The sequence below is a fragment of the Bacillus sp. 205(2023) genome (genome assembly GCF_037027485.1).
GTDB lineage: Bacteria > Bacillota > Bacilli > Bacillales > Bacillaceae > Bacillus > Bacillus halotolerans.
In genome coordinates, this window is record NZ_JAXCHF010000003.1 from 251,078 (window position 1) to 270,093 (window position 19,016).

Here is a 19,016-nt window from a genome sequence, read left to right on the forward strand (position 1 = left end):
TCCCTTATTTACGTAACTTAGGATCCAATGCGTCTCTTAATCCGTCGCCGACAACGTTAAAACCAAACATCGTAATGCAGATAAAACCGGCAGGGAAAAACAAACGCCACGGATAATAGGTCAATGCAGGCAATCCGTCAGAAGCCATCGTTCCCCAGCTTGCAAGAGGAGCCGGAACACCAAGTCCTAAATAGCTTAAAAAGGCTTCTGTAAAAATCGCGGTTGGAACAGTTAGTGTCATCGTGACTAAAATAGAGCCCATTGCGTTCGGCACGATATGTTTAAACAGCAGACGGGATGTTTTCGCCCCGAGTGTCTGCGACGCAAGCACGTATTCCTGGTTCTTCAGCTGCAGCACTTGTCCGCGAACGATTCTGGCCATGTTAATCCAGCCCGTAATCGTCATAGCAATAATAATTGTTAACAGCCCTTTCGGAAGAACGACCATCAGCAGGATAACCATTAATAATGAAGGAACAGCCCAAAGGATATCTGCGATACGCATCATAATCTCATCTGTTCTGCCTCCGCGGAACCCTGAAATACTGCCCCAAATAACACCGATCAGCAAGTCAAGAACAGCGGCTGCGACACCGATAAAGATTGAAATTCGCGCACCTACCCATGTACGGACGAAAATGTCCCTTCCTAGATCATCAGTCCCGAACCAGTGATCTTTTGAAGGCGGCTTATCCGCATTTAAGAGATTGGTAGTCGAATAATCATATTTTGAGAAAACAGGCGCAAAAATCGCCATGAGAATAATGAGAACAATAATAACAAGCCCGACCATCGCAAGCTTATTGCTGCGGAAGCGTAACATCGCATCTTTCCAGAGGGAAAGGCTCTTTTTACTTATTTTCTCAGCATCGCCGGCATTCGCTGCGGCTGGTTCAAACATGTTTTTTGGAATGTTCTGCATGGCCTAGGCTCCTTTCTTTGCTTTGGAAAGCTTAATTCTTGGATCAATAATGCCGTATAACACGTCTACGATTAATACACATAAAAGCAGGATGACACTGAAGAACACCGTTACACCCATAATGACTGTATAATCACGGTTTGTAATACTGTTTACGAAGTGTGAACCAAGCCCCGGGATTCCAAAAATGGTTTCAATGATAAAGCTTCCAGTTAAAACTTGAGCGGCCATAGGGCCCATATATGTAACGACTGGCAACAGCGCGTTTCGGATGGCGTGCCGCACTGTAACTGCAGGACGCGACAGCCCTTTTGCTTTCGCTGTGCGAATATAATCACTGTTTAACACTTCGATCATGCTTGAACGGGAAAGTCTGGCAATAAACGCCATCGGCATGGAAGCAAGTGCGATGGAAGGCAAAAAGGTGTATGACCAGGACTCCCACCCCGCGACCGGAAACAGCTCAAGCTTCATGGAGAACACATATTGCAGCACAGCCGCCATGATAAAGCTCGGAACTGAAATACCAAAGATCGTTAAAATCGCGACGGTATAATCCTGCCACTTATTATGGTAAAGGGCTGCAATCACCCCAAACAATACACCAAACGCTAAAGCGAGGAGAATAGCTTCTGCTCCAAGAGTGAATGAAACGGGGAAACCTGAACTGATCAGGTCATTGACACTCTGACCTTTATATTTAAATGACGGTCCGAAATCCCACATTGCAACAGATTTCAAATAGCTCGCGTATTGTACAAACAGCGGCTTGTCCAAACCATAATGCGCATTTAAGTTTGCTTCAATTTCAGGCGGAAGCTTTTTCTCACCCGAAAACGGCCCGCCCGGTGCTGCTTGCATTAAGAAGAATGTCACGGTTACAATCACAAATAATGTGATAATCATATAGACTAAACGTCTTCCAATATATTTTAGCAAGGGGGAACACCTCCATGATTTTTACATTTTTACAATCCATCAGTAAGAAAGGTATATGGGAAATAAGTCCCCATATACCTTGAGGTTTTTGTTTTCACAAATAAGACTTATTGAAAGTACGCGTTTCTGAAATAAATTTCTCCGGTTCCAGTAATGATGGTTCCTTTCAGATTTTCGTCTTGCACCCAAGGAATCGTATAAAAATAAACTGGCGCTACTGGCATTTCATCAATGAAAATACTTTCTGCTTTTTTCAGCAGCTCAGCACGTTTAGTTGGATCAGTTTCAGTTTGTGACTGGTTCAAAAGCTTCTTGAATTCCGGATTTTCCCAGCCGGTATCGTTATTACCTCCGTCTTTGTCACGGAACATTTCAAGGAAGTTCATAGGATCATTGAAGTCGGCAAGCCAGCCCATACGGCCGATTTGATAATCTTGGCTGTGAAGCTTATCAATATATACATTCCACTCCGAGTTATCAAGCTCAACATTCAGGCCTAAATTTTTCTTCCACATTTCTTGTACGGCTTGAGCGATTTTCGCATGTGCGTCATCTGTGTTATAAGACAATTTGATTTTCGGCAGATCAGATGCTTTGCTTAAGCCCATTTCCTTCAGGCCTTTTTCAAGGTATTCTTTTGCCGTTTTGACATCGTTGTCTTTGTAGTAGCCTTCTTTGTTATCTTCAAACCCCTTCATTGTCGGCGGCACCGCAGCCATTGCCGGGATTTGTTCACCCTGTGTAATGTTTTTAACAATCGATTGGCGGTCAATCGCATAAGATAATGCTTTACGGATATTGACGTTGTCTAACGGCTTCGCTTCAGTATTGAATTTGTACCAATACACACCCGCCATTGGCTCAACATGTAAAGAACCGTCTTTTTTCAAGCTAGGGAGCGATTCAGTCGGAAGCTGTCCGAGCGGCAAACCGGCCCAATCAAGTTCGCCAGCTTGGAATTTTTTCAGTTCAGTATTGTTGTTGTTGATCATAACCATATTGATTTTCTTCAGTTTGACTTTGTCTTTTTCCCAGTATTGATCATTCTTTTCAAGATCGATAGACCCGCTGTGTTTCCATGCCGTCATCTTAAATGGCCCGTTTGACACATAATCGTCTCCGGCATTTGTGTTCCACTTTTTGTTTTTCTCTGCAATTTTTTTGTTAATCGGCATATAAGTATAAAATGCTGTTAATTCAGTGAAGTATGGAGTCGGGTTGTTTAGTTCAACCTTTAATGTCTTATCGTTTTCTGCTTTCACTGCCACATCATCAAGGCTGCCTTTACCGGTATTTGCCGCCTCAGCACCTTTTATGTAGTAGAGCTGGTAAGCGTATTGTGATTCGTTATTAGGATCAAGCGCCCATTTCCATGCATATTCAAAATCTTGCGCTGTGACAGGGTCACCGTTTGACCACTTTGCATCATCACGAATCGTAAACGTATAGGTTTTTCCATCTTTGCTTGTTTCAATTTTAGAAGCTGCGCCTTCTTCAGGCTCACCCTCTGCATTAATACGTGTCAATCCTTCAAAAGTCTGACGGATAACCCCGCCTGATACCGAGTCATTTGCCAAGCCGGGATGTAAGGAGAACGGCTCAGTTTTAATATTAATGTTAAGAGTCGTCTTCCCTTTGCTGTCTTTTTTCCCATCACCGTTTGAACCGCTGCCGCCAAAGCCGCATGCGCTCAGCACGAGAGTGAAAATGAGCATTAACGTGACAATCGACCAACGTTTTTTCATATCCACAAACCCCCTAATAATCATTTTTTCAGCTCCTTACGGCCAAATCCTCAGAAATATCAGACAAATGAACCTGAGTTTACATAACTTTTATTCTGTTCCGTCTTTTCTGATTATTTTTGTAAAAAAGCTGTAACAATAGAGTGAACAAGTTCATTATAATGAAACAAATTCTTTATTGCAATATTATTTTATCAATTTAAAATTTTTAAACTTCGTTAGTTTTTCTGCCAATAACGCGATATCCTTCTACCGTTTAAAGCATAAATTGATTAAAAACTATTTTAGGAGTTTCCAATCCATATTGCTTTATACATATAATATCTAGCTGTTTAACTGCTGAGAGCGGTTATCATTTGGGCGATTTACAACTGTTCTTTTATTTATATCATTACAATTTTCATGCAAAAAGAACGTTTTTTCAGGATGACAATTGGTTATAATTGATTTATAATGAAGCAATCAAAAGAAAAGCTTGCTATGAAAAAGAGTAGTACACATTTCACCCGTTTGAAGAGAGTCTGCGGTGCTGGGAGCAGATATCGGGCAATGTGGAATGGACTTTGGAGCAGCTGACCGAACCAAAAAGTAGGCTCAGCCGGAGCAGTCTCCGTTACAAACGTCAGAGTGATTCCATTTTAATGGAATAATCAGGGTGGTACCACGGTTCATTCGTCCCTTTTTTATAGGGGAAGAATGAGCCTTTTTTATTATGTTCTAAGAAATGAGGTTGATTTTCCAATGAAACAGACGATTTTTTCAGGCATCCAGCCAAGCGGTTCCGTTACACTCGGCAACTACATCGGTGCAATGAAGCAGTTTGTCGAACTGCAGCATGATTATCACAGCTATTTTTGCATCGTAGACCAGCATGCGATCACAGTGCCTCAGGATCGGCTTCAGCTGAGAAAAAACATCCGCAGTCTGGCTGCGCTTTATCTAGCTGTCGGTCTCGACCCTGAAAAGGCAACACTGTTTATTCAATCAGAGGTTCCCGCACATGCACAGGCCGGATGGATGATGCAGTGCGTCGCTTATATCGGTGAGCTTGAACGAATGACTCAATTTAAGGACAAGTCAAATGGCAAAGAAGCAGTTGTCTCGGGCCTGTTAACGTACCCGCCGCTGATGGCTGCTGACATTCTGCTGTACGGAACAGATCTTGTGCCTGTCGGCGAGGATCAAAAGCAGCATCTTGAGCTGACACGAAACCTTGCAGAGCGATTTAACAAAAAATATAACGACATCTTTACAATTCCGGAAGTGAAGATTCCAAAAGTAGGCGCCCGGATCATGTCTCTGACTGACCCGCTGAAGAAAATGAGTAAATCTGATCCGAACCAGAAATCTTTTATTACATTGCTGGACGAACCAAAGCAGCTTGAAAAGAAAATCAAAAGCGCTGTGACAGATTCTGAAGGTATTGTAAAATTTGATAAAGAAAACAAACCGGGCGTTTCCAACCTTCTTACGATTTATTCAATTCTCGGCAATACGACGATTGAAGAACTTGAAGCGAAATACGAAGGAAAAGGCTATGGCGAGTTTAAAGGTGATTTAGCAGAAGTGGTAGTCAGTGCATTGAAGCCAATTCAAGACCGTTATCATGAACTGATTGAGTCCGAAGAATTAGACCGGATTCTTGATGAAGGCGCTGAGCGGGCGAACCGAACAGCAAACAAAATGCTCAAAAAAATGGAAAATGCCATGGGTCTCGGCCGAAAAAGACGATAACAAAAAGACCGCTCTTGCGATTTGCAAAGAGCGGTTTTTTTTAATTTACCTTTGATTCATTTTCTATTTCCCAAAGCTTCTCGAAAAAAGGCTGTCCTTTGATCAGGTTTTCGCAAAAAGCCAAATGCTTGTCCGACCAGCCTTCAATGGTTTCGTTATACAGCATGTCCCAAATCTCTTCAAAGCTCATCCGTTTGATTTGCTCATACATATGCGGGTTCCACTCTGTGTACCAGTAGCCAATCTCCGCACGGTTTTTCAGCCCTTTTAATTGATCGAGCGCCATAAACATAAGCTGCTTAATTTGCCGCTCTTTTCTCGTTAATCCTCTGACGTGCTCTGGTGCCAATGATAAGATATGATATTCTTTTGAGGACTCCAGCTTCTTCGGCTCAAATTCATACGTTTCCGGCTCTACATCTTTCACCATTTCATACACGAGCTGCTCCTGGCGCGGAATAAGGCGGCTTTTTCGGACAGGGATCGTGTAGCCGATTGTATCAACAGCCAAAATGCCGATTCCGTCCGTCACAACAAAACAATACTCCAGCTTTGTGCGTTCATGATTTTTGCGAATGTACGATTTTTGATGAACCTCTTCAAGCAAATCTTTTGGAAGCTCTGACAAATCGTTTTCTATGTAATGAAACAATACTGACGGCACCCTTAAGAGAGGCACCTGATCCAAAAGCTCAACCGTATCTTCCTTGCGCCATTCATGAAAGTGGCATACATTGTAGCCATTTTCTTCCCCTTCAAACCAATTGACCCACACATCATGAAGAAATAACATCTCTAACCCCTCACTTTATAAAAACTGTTGTCCACAGTATAGGCAAGGTGCAGAGAAATTATTCCATAGAGATTGAGGAAATCTGGAATAACTGGGTTTCTGTTATAAACATAAAAAGCAGACTTCCTCGTATATTTTCTGACAAAGGAAATCTGCTTACTTTAGGAATTCGTTACATTTTCTAACAAACATGATTTTCATTTTTATTTAATATTTTTAGGATCAAGAGCATCCCGCAAACCGTCTCCGACAAAGTTGAAGCACAGCACGGTAATTAAAATAAATAGCCCGGGAAATAATGGGTACCACCATGCTTGAATCATCACTGTGAAATTTTGTGCGTCTTGAAGCATATTTCCCCAGCTTGCGATTGGCGGCTGAATCCCAAAGCCTAAGTAGCTCAGCGCGGACTCAGCGAGAATAACTGAACCTACCTTTAATGTTGCTGACACAATAATCGGTCCTAATGCATTGGGGAGAATATGTGAAAAGATAATTTTGTGAGTCTTCGTTCCGATTGTTTTAGCAGCCAGAACATATTCCCTTGAACGAAGCGATAGAAACTCTCCTCTTACCAATCGTGCCGTTGTTGTCCAGCCGGTGAGACAGAAAATTAAAATCAGTTTGTCCACGCCAGGCTTGAAAATGGTAACCAGCGTGATCAGCAAGAAAATATCCGGAATGGATAATACAATGTCGACTAAACGCATAATGACAGCGTCGACAATTCCTCTGAAATAACCTGCTAACGCTCCTAATACAGTTCCGATTAAAATAGAACCGACTACAGAAGCAAAACCGACCAATAAAGAGACGCGCGCTCCATATAAAATCCGGCTGAAAATATCGCGGCCGAATTTATCCGTTCCCATCAAATGTTCAAGGCCCGGCGCTTTATACTTATCAAGCAAGCTTTGCTGCTCTTGGGGATAAGGTGCAATCAAAGGAGCGAAAACAGCCGACATAACAATGATAAACAGAATGACGGCACCTAGAATGGCAAGCTTGTTTTTCGAAAATTTTTCCCAGAAGATCTTGGTCATCGTCTCTGGTTTTTTCGAAATGTTTTCTTTCAGTCTGATCTCCGGCGAGGGAGTTGTTTGCAGCTCTGACATCTCTGTTTTCCTCCTCTTAATATTCGATCCGCGGATCAACAATCGCGTAAAGGATGTCTGCAACGAGGTTTCCGACCACGACAAGCACCGCTGAAATTACGGTCATTGCCATAATAACCGGATAATCACGCTGGAATGCCGAATCCACAAACAGTTTTCCTAGCCCCGGCCAAGTGAAAATCTGCTCTACGACAACTGCTCCACCGATAAAAGAGGGGATCATTAATCCGAAGATCGTAATAACAGGCAATAGCGCATTCCGCAAGCCATGCTTAAATAGCACGCGATTTTCTTTAAAGCCTTTTGATCTGGCTGTTCGGATATAGTCTTGGTTTAACACATCAAGCATATTTGACCTTGTATATCTCGTTAAGCCAGCCATATCTGCCGTAGCTAACACAAATGCGGGTAATAACAAATGATGAATCCGGTCTAATAAGCTAAAATCCGTGTTAAGAGTAGCGACTCCCCCAGTTGGGAACCAGCCGAGGTTCACAGCAAACACCATAATTAAAATCAGACCGAACCAAAAGTTCGGAATGGCTAAACCGATAAATGAAGTAAATGTAATGCCATAATCCAGCTTGGAATAAGGTTTTTTTGCAGAAATCACACCAAATGGGATTGAAATGATCAGCGCCAAAATCGTCGACACCAGCATAAGGAGGAGTGTGTTAGGCAGCCTTGCTATAATCAGCTCTGAAACAGGCGTTCCTTTTCTGATAATAGACGTTCCGAAATCCCCTTGAACCATATTGCCGAGCCATTTTAAATATTGAACGTATTCCGGGTCATTCAGGCCGTATTTTTCAATAAACTGCGCTCTGTCTGCCTGGCTGATGGTAGGGTCCATCATAAGCGTCATCGGATCTCCGGGAGCCGCTTTCATAATGACGAAAGACAAAATTGTAATTCCTAGTAGGATAGGAATCGAAGCTAATGTTCTTCGAATGATATATGTAACCATATTCTTGTCCCCTTTGTGGTTCTTTTTCAATATAGAAGGGGGAAGGAAATTCGCTCCCTCCCCTTCAAGGGAAAATTATTGGGCAAGCCACCATTTTTCAATCTGATATAGTGTACGTTTCGGATGATACACATACCCCTCTAAGTTAGCTGGCATCGCCATATGGTTGTTCGGATAATAAAGGAAGGTATACGGCTGATCTTCAGCAAGCTTTTGGTAAATCTTTTCATAGGCTTTAGAGTATTCGTCACGGTCACTGATCGATTTTGCAGCTTTCAGAAGCTTATCAACCTCTGGATTTTTGTACCACATATTATTTAAGCCTTTTTCAGACTGGCTTGAATGGAAGATATCGTAATGATCCGGGAAAGTGGACAGACTCCAGCCTAACACCATTGCGTCATAGTCCCAATTAGGGGCACTGGTTTGTTCAACAAGCGCACTCCATTCCACGATTTGCGGCGTTACTTTAATACCGACTTTCTTCAGCTGTTCTTGGACAACAACTGCAATATCCTCACGCACCTTATTTCCTTGGTTCGTTTTCAGCGTGAATTCGAATTTTTTGCCGTCTTTATCTAAGATGCCGTCACCGTCAGTATCTTCCCAGCCGGCTTCTTTGAGCATCTTCTTCGCTTTTTTCACGTTGTATTTAAATTTAGCCACTTCTACGCCTTTCGGATAGTTCCAGGAAGCCGGGCTTTCCGGAATATAAGCGACTTCCGCGTCTCCATCCAATACAGTTTGCACCATCGTTTCACGGTCTAAAGCGGTGGTGAGCGCTTGGCGTACTTTTTTATCTTTAAAGAGCTCGTTTTTCTCATTCCAGCCGATATATGAGTAGCTCAGCGCCAAGTCTGTTACAACCTTGACATTATTAAACGATTCGGCTGTCTTATAATCAGTTGACGGAACGTTAAAGAAATCAATATCCCCCGCTTGAAGCTGGGCAACCGCAGCATTGGCATCAGGGATGATTTTATACGTGACACTGTCTAAATACGGGCGCCCGTCATAGTAATCATCATTGGCAACGAGCTTGACGTATTGCCCATCTTTCCATTCTTTAAATTTGAAAGGCCCTGATCCAATTGGATTTTTTCTGTTAAATTCATTATCTTCAAGCTGCGCAACCGGTACATCTTTTAAAATATGCTCCGGAAGAATACCGTAACTGTCTAATGTATTGTTATAGAAGTTAGGGTCTTTGTATTTCAGGGTAAATAAAACCTCGTAATCTCCCTTTTTCTCTACTGATTTCAGCATTTCAAAGTTAGAGCCGCGCTCACCTTTGTAATCCTTGTTCAGCGGGATGTTAAACGTAAATACTACATCGTCAGCAGTAAGTTCTTCTCCGTCATGAAACTTAACGCCTTTTTTGATTTTTACATCATATTTCAGTCCGCCATCCAGCTCTTTGACACTCTCAGCCAATGACATTTTGACATTTAATTTTTCATCTGTTTTTGTTAAAAAGCTGTAAATCATTTGTTCTATATCAGTACTCGATTCATCCGTTGAATATAATGAGTTGAAAAGTGTCGGGGCACCGATTGAACCAACAACCAAGTCCCCGCCCTGCTGCGGTTTGCCGGTTGATTTTTTCTCGCTGCTGCTTGACTTCGATCCCGAGCAGGCCGATAAAAAGATGGCCATCACCATTAATACACTTAGCATCATCAGTGCGGTTTTACGTCTTTTCATTAGATATTCCCCCTCTTGAAATGTTCGTTCTTCTTAGCTGCTGTTTATGTAGTAGCATACCCCCTCTCAAAGCTGTGCGCGCGACAGTTAGCTATAAAGGTGACAAGCCACAAAATGGCTGGGAGCAGCTTCTTTGAATTCTGGTATTTGTTCCTTGCATATCGGTTTTGCAACAGGACATCTTGTATGGAAAACACAGCCTTTTGGCGGATTGGCCGGGCTGGGCAGTTCTCCTTTCAGGACGATGCGTTCGCGTTTGACAGATCCTTTTTTTCTTGTAACCGGGACAGATGATAAAAGGGCTTGGGTGTATGGGTGCAGCGGGTTGTCATATAACTCATGCTTGTCGGTCAATTCCATCATTTTACCGAGGTACATTACTCCGACCCTGTCGCTGATATGGCGGACGACACTTAAATCGTGAGAGATAAATAAATACGTCAGATTAAATTCTTCCTGCAATTCTTCCATTAAGTTGATGACCTGGGCCTGAATCGATACATCAAGTGCAGAAACCGGTTCGTCTGCAATGATAAGCTCCGGATTCAGCGTGAGGGCTCTCGCAATGCCAATCCGCTGACGCTGTCCGCCGGAAAATTCATGGGGATAGCGTGAGGCAAACGACGGATGAAGGCCTACTCTCGCAAGCAGCTCTTCGACTTTCTCATTTCGTTCTCGCATCGTGTACATGTGATGTGTGTTAAAAGGCTCCTTAATAATAGAACGCAGCGTTTTTCTTGGATTCAGCGAAGCAAATGGATCTTGAAAGACCATCTGAATATTTTTGCGAACGTTTTTTCGTAAATTCTCCTCTGACAGATTGGAAATATCCTGTCCCTTAAAGAGAATCTGGCCTTCAGTCGGTTTGTACAGCCTGATCATCGTTCGGCCGGCAGTCGATTTTCCGCAGCCCGACTCTCCAACGATTCCGAGTGTTTCTCCTTTTTTTAAAGAAAACGAAACACCGTCCACCGCTTTCACATCACCAACTTTTCTTTGAAAAAAGCCTGAGCGGATCGGGAAATATTTTTTTACGTCCCGAAGTTCTAAAATTGTTTCCTGATTAGCTGCTGTCATGATTGTTCGGCACCTTCTTCCTCATATAAAAAGCATCTCACTGACCTTCCGCTTTTGTGTGTCAAAAGCGAAGGCTGATGGGTCCAGCATTTATCCATCGCTTTTGGGCACCTAGGAGCAAAACGGCACCCCGGCGGCAGATTATCCGGTGTCGGCACGCTGCCTTTAATCGCATTTAATTTATCAATCTCTCCATCTATGACTGGAATAGACATAAGCAGGCCTTCTGTATAAGGATGAAGGGGCTCTAAAAATAACTCATCGACTGAGGCATTTTCTACGACTTGTCCGCAGTACATGACAATGACTCTGTCGGCTGCTTCCGATACGACACCTAAGTCATGTGTAATCAGCAAAATTGAAGTATCAAACTTCTGGCAGAGATCTTTCATTAGCTCCAGCACTTGGGCTTGTATCGTCACGTCTAACGCCGTTGTCGGTTCATCGGCAATAAGCAGTTTTGGATTACAGCTGAGCGCGATGGCAATCATTACCCTCTGTCTCATGCCGCCAGATAGACGGTGCGGATATTCCTTCATAATTTGCTCAGCTCTCGAAAACCCAACCATCTTCAAGAGTTCGACAGCTCTTTGATACGCTTCTTTTTTCTTCATATTTTTATGGTAAATCAGCACTTCGGTAATTTGTTCTCCGATCGTTAACACCGGATTAAGGGAGGTCATTGGTTCTTGAAAGATCATGGATACTTCGTTTCCGCGGATTTTGCAATAGTCATTTTCAGTGAATGTGGTGAGGTCCTTGTCTTCGAGTTTAATCGTACCGTCCATGATTTTCCCGCCTGAGCTCTGGACGAGACCCATAATAGACAATGAAGTAATACTTTTGCCGGAGCCCGATTCGCCTACAAGCGCGACGGTTTCGCCTTTTTTGATGTAGAAATCGACTCCGTCCACCGCAGGGATCGGCTCCTTTTTTCTAAAAAAATAAGTCTTTAAATTATTCACTTCTAAAAGTGTGCTCATGCTAGCTCCCCTTTCCCCCTCTTGTCGCCAAACGTTTTCAAGAGAAAGTAATCCCTCTATTCAGAAATAATAAATAATATTGAATTATCGAAAAATTTTATAGTTGTATATTATTACAATCATTTTGCAAAATCAAGAATTTTTTAGGATAATTGTAATATTATTAATGGAATTCCATTATTTTATTCTTTTAAAGCGTTGCTTTCAAAAAGGTTTCAGGAGAGATGGACAACCCTTCTGTTGTACTGGCTCTGTTCTCTGTTAAATATTTTTTTACAATATTGAATCCGACTGCGTATCCAAGCATTTTCGGCTGATATCCTTTGCCGTATAAAAGCTGATCGAACAACCGATGACCCCGTTTGATGTTCAGATGAGGTGCAATCTTTTTTTCGTAAAAAACCTCAAGCTGCAGAGGGGTATACCAGGTGGTCCATTCAGCCGTTTGGCTTTGGCCTAACCTCTCATAAACAGCATATTCTGCCAGCCCTTCCATGATGATTGTATCAAGTAATGTGACGTCTTTTTCCTCTTTTGTCATATGATCTAACCGGCAAACATGATGATATTCATGTGTCATAAGGGCTGAAACCGAGGACAATTCGATATCTGACGAGAGAAAGAGAAACATTTTATCTGGGAAGGCGAGCCCTGATTTTGACCCGAATTCTAAACGGATTCTTCTGTTACGTTCATCAACCGGCAGTGCTACGATTGGCACGTCAGGCCCTTGCCACTTCTTTCTGAGATACTGCTCCTCTTTTTGTATATGCCTGAAAAGTCCTTTTTCTTTCAGAATGGAAGACGTGCTTATACCCTCTTTTATGTTTTTAAACATTCCGTGATGCTGCAAATGTCCCAAGATGCCTTTCCAGTCTTCTTTCTTTGTTCCTGAAAAGAGTGGGACAATGTAATGCGCCAGATCATCTATTGAAGCGGCTTTTTCAAACCATTTGTATGTTTGTTCCACGCTCATGCTATCGCCTCCTCTTTTTTATCCTATGCGCACGAAAAAAACCGGCTACCCTTTTAGGGCAGCCGGTTTGGCGTCATGATTACTGATATTTTTTGAAGATTAGCGTTGCATTATGTCCGCCGAATCCCAGTGAGTTGCTGAGAACATAGCTGAGATCCTGTCTGCGTGCTTCATCAGGCACATAATCTAAATCGCATTCTTCGTCAGGTGTTTCAATATTGATTGTTGGCGGGATCATGCCTTCTTTAATGGCAAGGATAGAGAAAATGGCTTCAATACCGCCCGCCGCGCCTAGAAGGTGGCCCGTCATAGATTTTGTAGAGCTTACCGCAAGTTTATAGGCATGCTCGCCAAAAACTGTCTTAATCGCCATTGTTTCATATTTGTCATTGTAATATGTGCTTGTGCCGTGAGCATTGATATAGTCAATCTCTTCAGGCGCAATGCCCGCATCTTTAATGGCTTCTTGCATCGCTCTCGCTCCGCCTTCGCCGTCTTGGGCAGGCGCTGTGATATGATAAGCGTCTCCCGTCGAACCGTAACCGACGATTTCTCCGTAAATTTTGGCGCCGCGTGCAAGTGCATGCTCAAGTTCTTCAAGAACGATAATACCCGCACCTTCACCCATAACGAATCCATCACGGTTTTTATCAAACGGACGGCTCGCTGTTTTCGGATCCGGATTTGTAGAAAGCGCTTTGTTGGCACTGAAGCCCGCGAATGACATTCTAGTCAGCGGCGCTTCTGTTCCGCCTGTGATCATAGCGTCTGCATCGCCGCGCTGAATCACTTTAAATGCGTCACCGATAGAGTTTGTTCCTGTTGCACATGCAGTTACCGTACAAGAGTTAACTCCCTTTGCTCCTAAAGCGATAGAAATTTGCCCTGTCGCCATATCAGGAATCATCATCGGCACAAAAAACGGGCTTACCCGTCTTGGGCCTTTTGTTAAGAAGATTTCAAACTGAGACTCAAGCGTTTCAAGCCCTCCGATTCCGGAACCAACCCAAACACCGACTCTCGGCGCGATTTCATCAGTAATTTCAAGACCTGCGTCTTCAACTGCCATTTTCGCAGCGACAACCGCATATTGAGTGAAACGGTCCATTTTTCTTGCTTCTTTTTTGTCCATGTAATCTTCAACATTAAAGTCTTTTAATTCAGCGGCTACTTTAGCCGGATATTCTTCAGAATCAACACGAGTGATCGGACCGATCCCGGACACACCGTTGATTGCGTTATTCCAACTTGTATCGACGTCGTTGCCAAGCGGAGACAATGCCCCGAGCCCTGTAACAACTACTCTTTTTTTACTCATCTTGTGTGCACCTCACCTTTTTTTATCGGCCCCAGCGGATTGCAATGGCGCCCCAAGTTAATCCTCCGCCGAATCCTACCATGACGATCACATCGCCATCTTTGATTTTACCGGCTTCCAATTCTTCTACTAGAGAAATAGGAATGGATGCGGCAGAAGTGTTTCCATATTTATGAACAGTTTTAGACATCTTTTCGACAGGAAGCTCTAAACGCTCACGTGCAGCTTCCATGATGCGGATGTTCGCCTGATGCGGAATTAAAAAGTCGACGTCCTCTTTTGAGAGCCCGGCTTTTTCAATGACGTTTACGCATGATTCACCCATTTGGCGGACCGCAAATTTGAAAACTTCACGTCCATTCATGATTGTATGTCCTTTTTCATTTAGATACAAGTGCTGACCGCCTGTGCCGTCTGCTCCTAGTTCAAATGAAAGGATTCCTCTGTCATCACTGACTGGCCCGACTACCGCAGCGCCCGCTCCGTCACCAAACAGAACGGCTGTGTTGCGGTCTTCCCAGTCTGTAATGCTTGAGAGCTTTTCTACACCGACAACAAGGACATGCTTATAAGTTCCGGATTCAATAAATTGTTTACCCGTTACAACCCCGTACATAAAGCCTGCACAAGCCGCGCTGATATCCATGGCACATGCTTTCTTTGCGCCGAGCTGTTCTTGAATCATACAAGAAACTGTAGGAAATGACTGATCAGGTGTGACAGTCGCAACGAGAATCATATCGAGATCCTCAGCGGACACTTCAGCTTGTTCCAGCGCTTTTTTCGCTGCTGCAACAGCCATATGTGATGAATATACGTCATCAGCGGCAATTCTTCTTTCTTCTATTCCTGTTCTTGTACGAATCCACTCGTCAGAAGTTTCAACCATTTTTTCTAAATCATGATTTGTTAAAACCTTCTCAGGGATATAACGTCCAACTCCAAGTATTCCAGCTTTCATAAGGGAAGACTCCTTTATATAGTTAATTTAGAAGATCAATCAGGTTATGATCAATTATTAGTATCAGGTACTAATTCTATCTTATTTTTTTTCACATGGCAATATATTCGTCTAAACTATCGGTCCATCTTACTCATAGAGTATGGTATATGGAAAAGGAGGCGTATGCAGGTGGATGTGTTTTCAAAAATGATGTTCGGCGATAACGCCAAACAAAAAACAGAAAAAGAAGAAGTGCAGGAGGAGGGGGTTTCCCCGGCAAACGAAGAAGAGACGATTGATTACATGTATATTATGAACCAAATCGGTTCGATTATGAACTCTCTCGATCAAATCAAGCCCGCTCTGAAGGAGCTCGCGCCTATGGTATCCGCTATTAAAAAGAAAATCATGTGAAAAGCCACTTTCGAGAAAGTGGCTTCTTCTTATTCGGTTTCAGATTTCGCGTCGCATTTACCCAGCTCATAGGCTTCAGCCATTACCGTTGTAAATAAATTCATAAACGGCTGAATGGCCTCCATCGACAGCTCTATTCCTGATTTTTCAAGCTGCTCTTTCGCTTCAGGCAGATATTTCATTGCTATTTGCAGAAACTCAAGTGATTTTTCGTGCTGCATGTAAAGTCACCCCGTTACTCGTTTTTTGGCAGTTCACCTGTTTTGTTATATGTTTTGACCAGTTTAGCGATTTTTTCCTGAAAGGCTTTGTCCACAAGCGGACTGAAGGTTCCCATTTCGACAACTCGGCTTTTCAGATCGTAATAGTGATCGCCGCCTTTTAAAGTCCCTTTGTCGAATTGCTCAGCTATAATTTCATAGGCCTTGTCCACATTTTGCACCGTGCTGGTTAACACGGTGTTCTCGCCAAGATCGGATTGATCTGTGACATAGCCGATCGCATATAGGCCGTCTTTTTTGATTTGCTGAATGACAGGAACATTATACCCGTCTCCGGCTGGATACACAACATCCGCGCCTTCATTCTTCATTTTTTGATAAAGGTTCACCGCAGTCGAATCATCATCCCAGTGATCCGTATATTTTGTATTCACTTCTATATTAGGATTTTCATACTTAGCCCCTTTTATAAAGCCGTCCACTTCTGGCTGCCATGAAAAAGAAGCGATGACGCCGACCTGATTGGTTTTTGACATATGGGCAGCGGTCATTCCGCCGAAAAAGCCGATTGCTTCCCCGCTGAGATGAACGCTTGTGACATTGTCCGCTTTTGCTTTTGCATTTGAAATCACAAACTGCATATCCGGATAGTCTTCACTCACCAAGTTAAATACTTCTTCATACTCACTTCCATGGCCAAAGAGGAGATTGACGCCGCGCTTATGAAAATCTTCAATCGCATTTATAATATCTTCATCTGTTTTTACGCCTTCTTTATAGTAGACGTCCACATTGTATTTAGATTGTATATTCAGTAATCCTTTATACCCTTTTGTGCCCCATACGAGGTCATTAATCGTATCAGGAAAGAGCATGCCGACCTTCTCAATTTTTCCTTTAAACGGAGTTTGTCCACATCCGCTTAATAAAAGGAGGACAGAAAAGATCATGACAAGCCTTGTGATCAAGTCATGTTCAACTCCTTTTGACAAGCTATCACATGTATTCAAATGATACGTTTATTGTATCTAGAAAACTCGAAACATGGAAGGTTTTTCTTAATATTTGTCGAAAATTGATGAAAATTGTCTTTTCCACTCGAGAATTTTTGTTTTCGCTTCATCTTTTGAAGTTTTTTTCGTGACTTGCAAATCAAAAATGCAATCTTTGCCGGTATCACGGCCGGGCTCAAGCAGGAATCTCAACAGCTCGTCAGCTACATCTTCTGTATAAAAGCCCTCTTCCTCCTGTTCTTCTTTCCACGGCCCATACATTTTAGGAAGGATCACCGCTTTTTCTGAACCTGTCTTTTTACGTTTCTCCCACTCTTTTCGGTCTTGTTCGTATACCAATACATAAGCGGATTTATATTGGTCCAAAGGCAAAAAGCCGCAGTCATATTGGATACAAATTGTATCATACTTTTGATCCTCAATGTGCTCAAGCTGCCGAAAGTGCTCGTTTCTTCCAAGCCACATGAGTCTTTCTTCTAAGTACATTTGTCTGTTTTCATCATCTGTTTCAGCCAAAACGACATCGACGTATATGCCTTCATCCATCATTCGCTCGCATAAAGAAAGGCCGAAAAATTCATCCGCCCCTACAATCAGCGTTGATTCCATTTCATCTGCCGCCCTTCCGGTTTTTCATTTATCCAAAGCAAAACAGCCTCCGCAAAAGAGAAGGCTATTGTTATTGTATTCTTTATAACTCTTTTTCATGCCTGTGAAAGAATTTGCAGATTGATGCATAGATCCTGCTTGGGTGCTCAAATAAATGAAACGTTATGTCAACCGGACAGCCTTGGTTTTGCTGCTGCTTTTCCTTAAATACTTCCGCATGCAGGCTGTACGGATACGGTGCTCCGGTCATCCGCTGCCATATATGAACCGGTACGCTGCTCGGATAGCTTTCGATTGTTTTATAACGGAGTGAAGCCGCTTCTTTTTCGGAGATTTCGTAGCTTTCCGATACCTCTTTCAAAAATTGTTTATAGAAAAATTTATTTTCTTTTTCTGATTCATAATGCGCCTGAAGATCGAGACAAGGATTCAACATCGCGGCTGAGCGGATATGATCCGGGGAAAAACGAAGCAGTTCATCGGCCACGAGAGCGCCCATCCCTTCTGCTAAAATATGAATCTTCGGATTGAGTATTTCCTGCTTCAACACGAAATGTATCAGCTGTTTGGCATAGGTGACCGCTTTTTCCGCGCCCCAGTGCCTTCCGAACAGATTGCTGTTAAAAATGGTATAGCCTTCGTCCCTCAGCATATTTAAAAGCTGATTTCTGCCGTAATGCTGAAGCCAAAAGCTTGAATCATTACCGACAAAGTGGGTTCTGTCCCCGAGGACAAAGATGCCAAAGCCGTTCGGACGATAGGGCAGATGAATCACGTTATGCTCCGTTCCCAATTGAAAATACCTTTCCGTTATTCCCATCGCTTGCCCGCCTCCTTTCACACTTCATCTCACGCTATCTTATGTAAAAAGAAAAGAAACGAATAAGGTAAAGTCCTAGCCTTTCTATGTTTTGGCTATTATACCAATTGAAGATATTTATTTTTTATATTTTACCATTAAAAATGTGACGAATCAGACTCTTTTGTCACCTCACTTTCTTCTAAAATTAGATTCCCCCTTAGCTTTATGTATGGTATGATAACTTCTAGAATAGAATGAGAAGGACGAGGTGGAAACGTGCGATTTATTATTGCTTTTATTTGGACGTTCCTTTTATCGCATATGGCATGCTATTTGATTGCCAGCATGAACAGTGTAGCGTATAACTTCACAACATCATCCGTAATTGCTGTCGTTTTATATGTGCTGATCATGGCGCTAGCAGCAATCATGCCTATGAACAACAATGCCAGCCAGCATTAATAAGCCAAAAACCCAAAACATGTATTGTTTTGGGTTTTTTCGTTTTCACGGTTTTCTTTTATACGTCCACAGGCGGTTGTGATTAGATGTTTCAGGAAACATATCTCCTGCTGACAGATGGACCTTTTGCGGGTTTTTGACCATACTCCCCGTCTCGCCGATTTCTACGTAGATGCCGTTGTTGGGCGCTTTCTGCCCGGGCCGGAATTGATGCTGCTGTCCCACTGTTTTTCCTCCTTTTCCTTTTTCGTGTAGTATGCGCCTAAGCGGGTGTGAATA

General features: G+C 42.8%; 20 protein-coding genes and 1 other annotated feature. Of the genes, 3 read left to right on the forward strand and 17 right to left on the reverse strand.

Annotation, left to right across the window (positions count from 1 at the left end):
- Positions 1-4: 4 nt before the first annotated feature.
- The 3 genes from oppC to WA325_RS11725 all read right to left on the reverse strand — a co-directional run bounded on the left by oppC (position 5) and on the right by WA325_RS11725 (position 3,606).
- Entirely contained in the window at positions 5-922 is a 918-nt protein-coding gene (gene oppC / locus WA325_RS11715) for an oligopeptide ABC transporter permease OppC (RefSeq protein ID WP_024120915.1), read from the reverse strand.
- A gap of 3 nt (positions 923-925) precedes the next feature.
- Positions 926-1,861 carry an oligopeptide ABC transporter permease OppB gene (oppB, locus tag WA325_RS11720; RefSeq protein ID WP_024120914.1) on the reverse strand — a complete coding sequence of 312 codons (936 nt, stop codon included), beginning with the start codon at positions 1,859-1,861 and terminating at the stop codon, positions 926-928.
- Positions 1,862-1,968: 107 nt separating this feature from the next.
- Positions 1,969-3,606 carry a peptide ABC transporter substrate-binding protein gene (locus tag WA325_RS11725; RefSeq protein WP_336183660.1) on the reverse strand — a complete coding sequence of 546 codons (1,638 nt, stop codon included), beginning with the start codon at positions 3,604-3,606 and terminating at the stop codon, positions 1,969-1,971.
- 471 nt (positions 3,607-4,077) lie between these two features.
- Positions 4,078-4,289 (forward strand) — a binding site (T-box leader).
- Between the two features lie 58 nt (positions 4,290-4,347).
- On the opposite strand from WA325_RS11725, the gene trpS reads away from it, so the two are divergent.
- A complete protein-coding gene (gene trpS / locus WA325_RS11730) occupies positions 4,348-5,340 on the forward strand; it encodes a tryptophan--tRNA ligase (protein WP_105990750.1) in 993 nt (330 codons plus the stop codon).
- A gap of 40 nt (positions 5,341-5,380) precedes the next feature.
- On the opposite strand, the gene WA325_RS11735 is transcribed toward trpS, so the two are convergent.
- The 9 genes from WA325_RS11735 to fabH form a co-directional block, all read right to left on the reverse strand.
- Positions 5,381-6,133, reverse strand: coding sequence for a YjbA family protein (locus WA325_RS11735; RefSeq protein WP_024120912.1), 753 nt, complete (start codon positions 6,131-6,133; stop codon positions 5,381-5,383).
- A gap of 203 nt (positions 6,134-6,336) precedes the next feature.
- A complete protein-coding gene (gene appC, locus WA325_RS11740; RefSeq protein WP_024120911.1) occupies positions 6,337-7,248 on the reverse strand; it encodes an oligopeptide ABC transporter permease AppC in 912 nt (303 codons plus the stop codon).
- A 16-nt stretch (positions 7,249-7,264) separates the two neighbouring features.
- Positions 7,265-8,215, reverse strand: a complete 951-nt coding sequence (locus WA325_RS11745; protein WP_105953727.1) for an ABC transporter permease — start codon at positions 8,213-8,215, stop codon at positions 7,265-7,267.
- A gap of 75 nt (positions 8,216-8,290) precedes the next feature.
- A complete protein-coding gene (locus tag WA325_RS11750) occupies positions 8,291-9,919 on the reverse strand; it encodes a peptide-binding protein (protein ID WP_336183662.1) in 1,629 nt (542 codons plus the stop codon).
- Between the two features lie 87 nt (positions 9,920-10,006).
- A complete protein-coding gene (appF, locus tag WA325_RS11755) occupies positions 10,007-10,996 on the reverse strand; it encodes an oligopeptide ABC transporter ATP-binding protein AppF (RefSeq protein ID WP_044156397.1) in 990 nt (329 codons plus the stop codon).
- Entirely contained in the window at positions 10,993-11,979 is a 987-nt protein-coding gene (gene appD, locus WA325_RS11760; RefSeq protein WP_105953728.1) for an oligopeptide ABC transporter ATP-binding protein AppD, read from the reverse strand. The genes appF and appD overlap by 4 nt, the downstream gene beginning before the upstream one ends.
- Positions 11,980-12,169: 190 nt before the next feature.
- Positions 12,170-12,955 (reverse strand): DUF2268 domain-containing protein, encoded by a 786-nt coding sequence (locus tag WA325_RS11765; RefSeq protein ID WP_105953729.1) that lies wholly within the window; start codon positions 12,953-12,955, stop codon positions 12,170-12,172.
- A gap of 79 nt (positions 12,956-13,034) precedes the next feature.
- Positions 13,035-14,273: a beta-ketoacyl-ACP synthase II gene (gene fabF / locus WA325_RS11770; RefSeq protein ID WP_024120905.1), complete on the reverse strand. Its 1,239-nt coding sequence runs from the start codon at positions 14,271-14,273 to the stop codon at positions 13,035-13,037.
- Between the two features lie 22 nt (positions 14,274-14,295).
- Positions 14,296-15,234, reverse strand: coding sequence for a beta-ketoacyl-ACP synthase III (fabH, locus tag WA325_RS11775; RefSeq protein WP_010333732.1), 939 nt, complete (start codon positions 15,232-15,234; stop codon positions 14,296-14,298).
- 165 nt (positions 15,235-15,399) lie between these two features.
- Between fabH and WA325_RS11780 the strand changes: the two genes are divergently transcribed.
- Positions 15,400-15,630: a hypothetical protein gene (locus tag WA325_RS11780; protein WP_105953730.1), complete on the forward strand. Its 231-nt coding sequence runs from the start codon at positions 15,400-15,402 to the stop codon at positions 15,628-15,630.
- Between the two features lie 29 nt (positions 15,631-15,659).
- Here the strand turns inward: WA325_RS11780 and comZ are convergent, their stop codons facing one another.
- The 4 genes from comZ to WA325_RS11800 all read right to left on the reverse strand — a co-directional run bounded on the left by comZ (position 15,660) and on the right by WA325_RS11800 (position 18,293).
- Positions 15,660-15,851, reverse strand: coding sequence for a ComG operon transcriptional repressor ComZ (gene comZ / locus WA325_RS11785; RefSeq protein ID WP_105953731.1), 192 nt, complete (start codon positions 15,849-15,851; stop codon positions 15,660-15,662).
- Positions 15,852-15,865: 14 nt separating this feature from the next.
- Complete coding sequence (locus WA325_RS11790) at positions 15,866-16,819, reverse strand: BMP family ABC transporter substrate-binding protein (RefSeq protein ID WP_248338285.1); 954 nt, start codon at positions 16,817-16,819, stop codon at positions 15,866-15,868.
- A gap of 90 nt (positions 16,820-16,909) precedes the next feature.
- Positions 16,910-17,473 carry a hypothetical protein gene (locus WA325_RS11795; RefSeq protein WP_105953733.1) on the reverse strand — a complete coding sequence of 188 codons (564 nt, stop codon included), beginning with the start codon at positions 17,471-17,473 and terminating at the stop codon, positions 16,910-16,912.
- 82 nt (positions 17,474-17,555) lie between these two features.
- A complete protein-coding gene (locus tag WA325_RS11800) occupies positions 17,556-18,293 on the reverse strand; it encodes a hypothetical protein (RefSeq protein WP_024120901.1) in 738 nt (245 codons plus the stop codon).
- A 258-nt stretch (positions 18,294-18,551) separates the two neighbouring features.
- Here WA325_RS11800 and WA325_RS11805 point away from each other — a divergent pair, with 258 nt between their 5' ends.
- Entirely contained in the window at positions 18,552-18,737 is a 186-nt protein-coding gene (locus tag WA325_RS11805) for a YjzD family protein (RefSeq protein WP_010333727.1), read from the forward strand.
- Positions 18,738-18,782: 45 nt separating this feature from the next.
- Here the strand turns inward: WA325_RS11805 and WA325_RS11810 are convergent, their stop codons facing one another.
- The gene (locus tag WA325_RS11810; RefSeq protein ID WP_003239319.1) at positions 18,783-18,962 is read right to left on the reverse strand and encodes a YjzC family protein; all 180 of its coding nucleotides are present in this window, start codon (positions 18,960-18,962) and stop codon (positions 18,783-18,785) included.
- Between the last annotated feature and the right edge of the window lie 54 nt (positions 18,963-19,016).

What these genes read in the sequence shown, in the direction of transcription:
- WA325_RS11745 (WP_105953727.1), bottom strand. Translation starts at nt 8,215, where the DNA reads ATGGTTACATATATCATTCGAAGAACATTAGCTTCGATTCCTATCCTA.
- fabH (WP_010333732.1), bottom strand. Translation starts at nt 15,234, where the DNA reads ATGAAAGCTGGAATACTTGGAGTTGGACGTTATATCCCTGAGAAGGTT.
- WA325_RS11725 (WP_336183660.1), bottom strand. Translation starts at nt 3,606, where the DNA reads ATGAAAAAACGTTGGTCGATTGTCACGTTAATGCTCATTTTCACTCTC.
- oppC (WP_024120915.1), bottom strand. Translation starts at nt 922, where the DNA reads ATGCAGAACATTCCAAAAAACATGTTTGAACCAGCCGCAGCGAATGCC.
- appC (WP_024120911.1), bottom strand. Translation starts at nt 7,248, where the DNA reads ATGTCAGAGCTGCAAACAACTCCCTCGCCGGAGATCAGACTGAAAGAA.
- comZ (WP_105953731.1), bottom strand. Translation starts at nt 15,851, where the DNA reads ATGCAGCACGAAAAATCACTTGAGTTTCTGCAAATAGCAATGAAATAT.
- appF (WP_044156397.1), bottom strand. Translation starts at nt 10,996, where the DNA reads ATGACAGCAGCTAATCAGGAAACAATTTTAGAACTTCGGGACGTAAAA.
- WA325_RS11750 (WP_336183662.1), bottom strand. Translation starts at nt 9,919, where the DNA reads ATGAAAAGACGTAAAACCGCACTGATGATGCTAAGTGTATTAATGGTG.
- trpS (WP_105990750.1), top strand. Translation starts at nt 4,348, where the DNA reads ATGAAACAGACGATTTTTTCAGGCATCCAGCCAAGCGGTTCCGTTACA.
- WA325_RS11800 (WP_024120901.1), bottom strand. Translation starts at nt 18,293, where the DNA reads ATGGGAATAACGGAAAGGTATTTTCAATTGGGAACGGAGCATAACGTG.
- fabF (WP_024120905.1), bottom strand. Translation starts at nt 14,273, where the DNA reads ATGAGTAAAAAAAGAGTAGTTGTTACAGGGCTCGGGGCATTGTCTCCG.
- WA325_RS11795 (WP_105953733.1), bottom strand. Translation starts at nt 17,473, where the DNA reads ATGGAATCAACGCTGATTGTAGGGGCGGATGAATTTTTCGGCCTTTCT.
- appD (WP_105953728.1), bottom strand. Translation starts at nt 11,979, where the DNA reads ATGAGCACACTTTTAGAAGTGAATAATTTAAAGACTTATTTTTTTAGA.
- WA325_RS11765 (WP_105953729.1), bottom strand. Translation starts at nt 12,955, where the DNA reads ATGAGCGTGGAACAAACATACAAATGGTTTGAAAAAGCCGCTTCAATA.
- WA325_RS11735 (WP_024120912.1), bottom strand. Translation starts at nt 6,133, where the DNA reads ATGTTATTTCTTCATGATGTGTGGGTCAATTGGTTTGAAGGGGAAGAA.
- WA325_RS11780 (WP_105953730.1), top strand. Translation starts at nt 15,400, where the DNA reads ATGCAGGTGGATGTGTTTTCAAAAATGATGTTCGGCGATAACGCCAAA.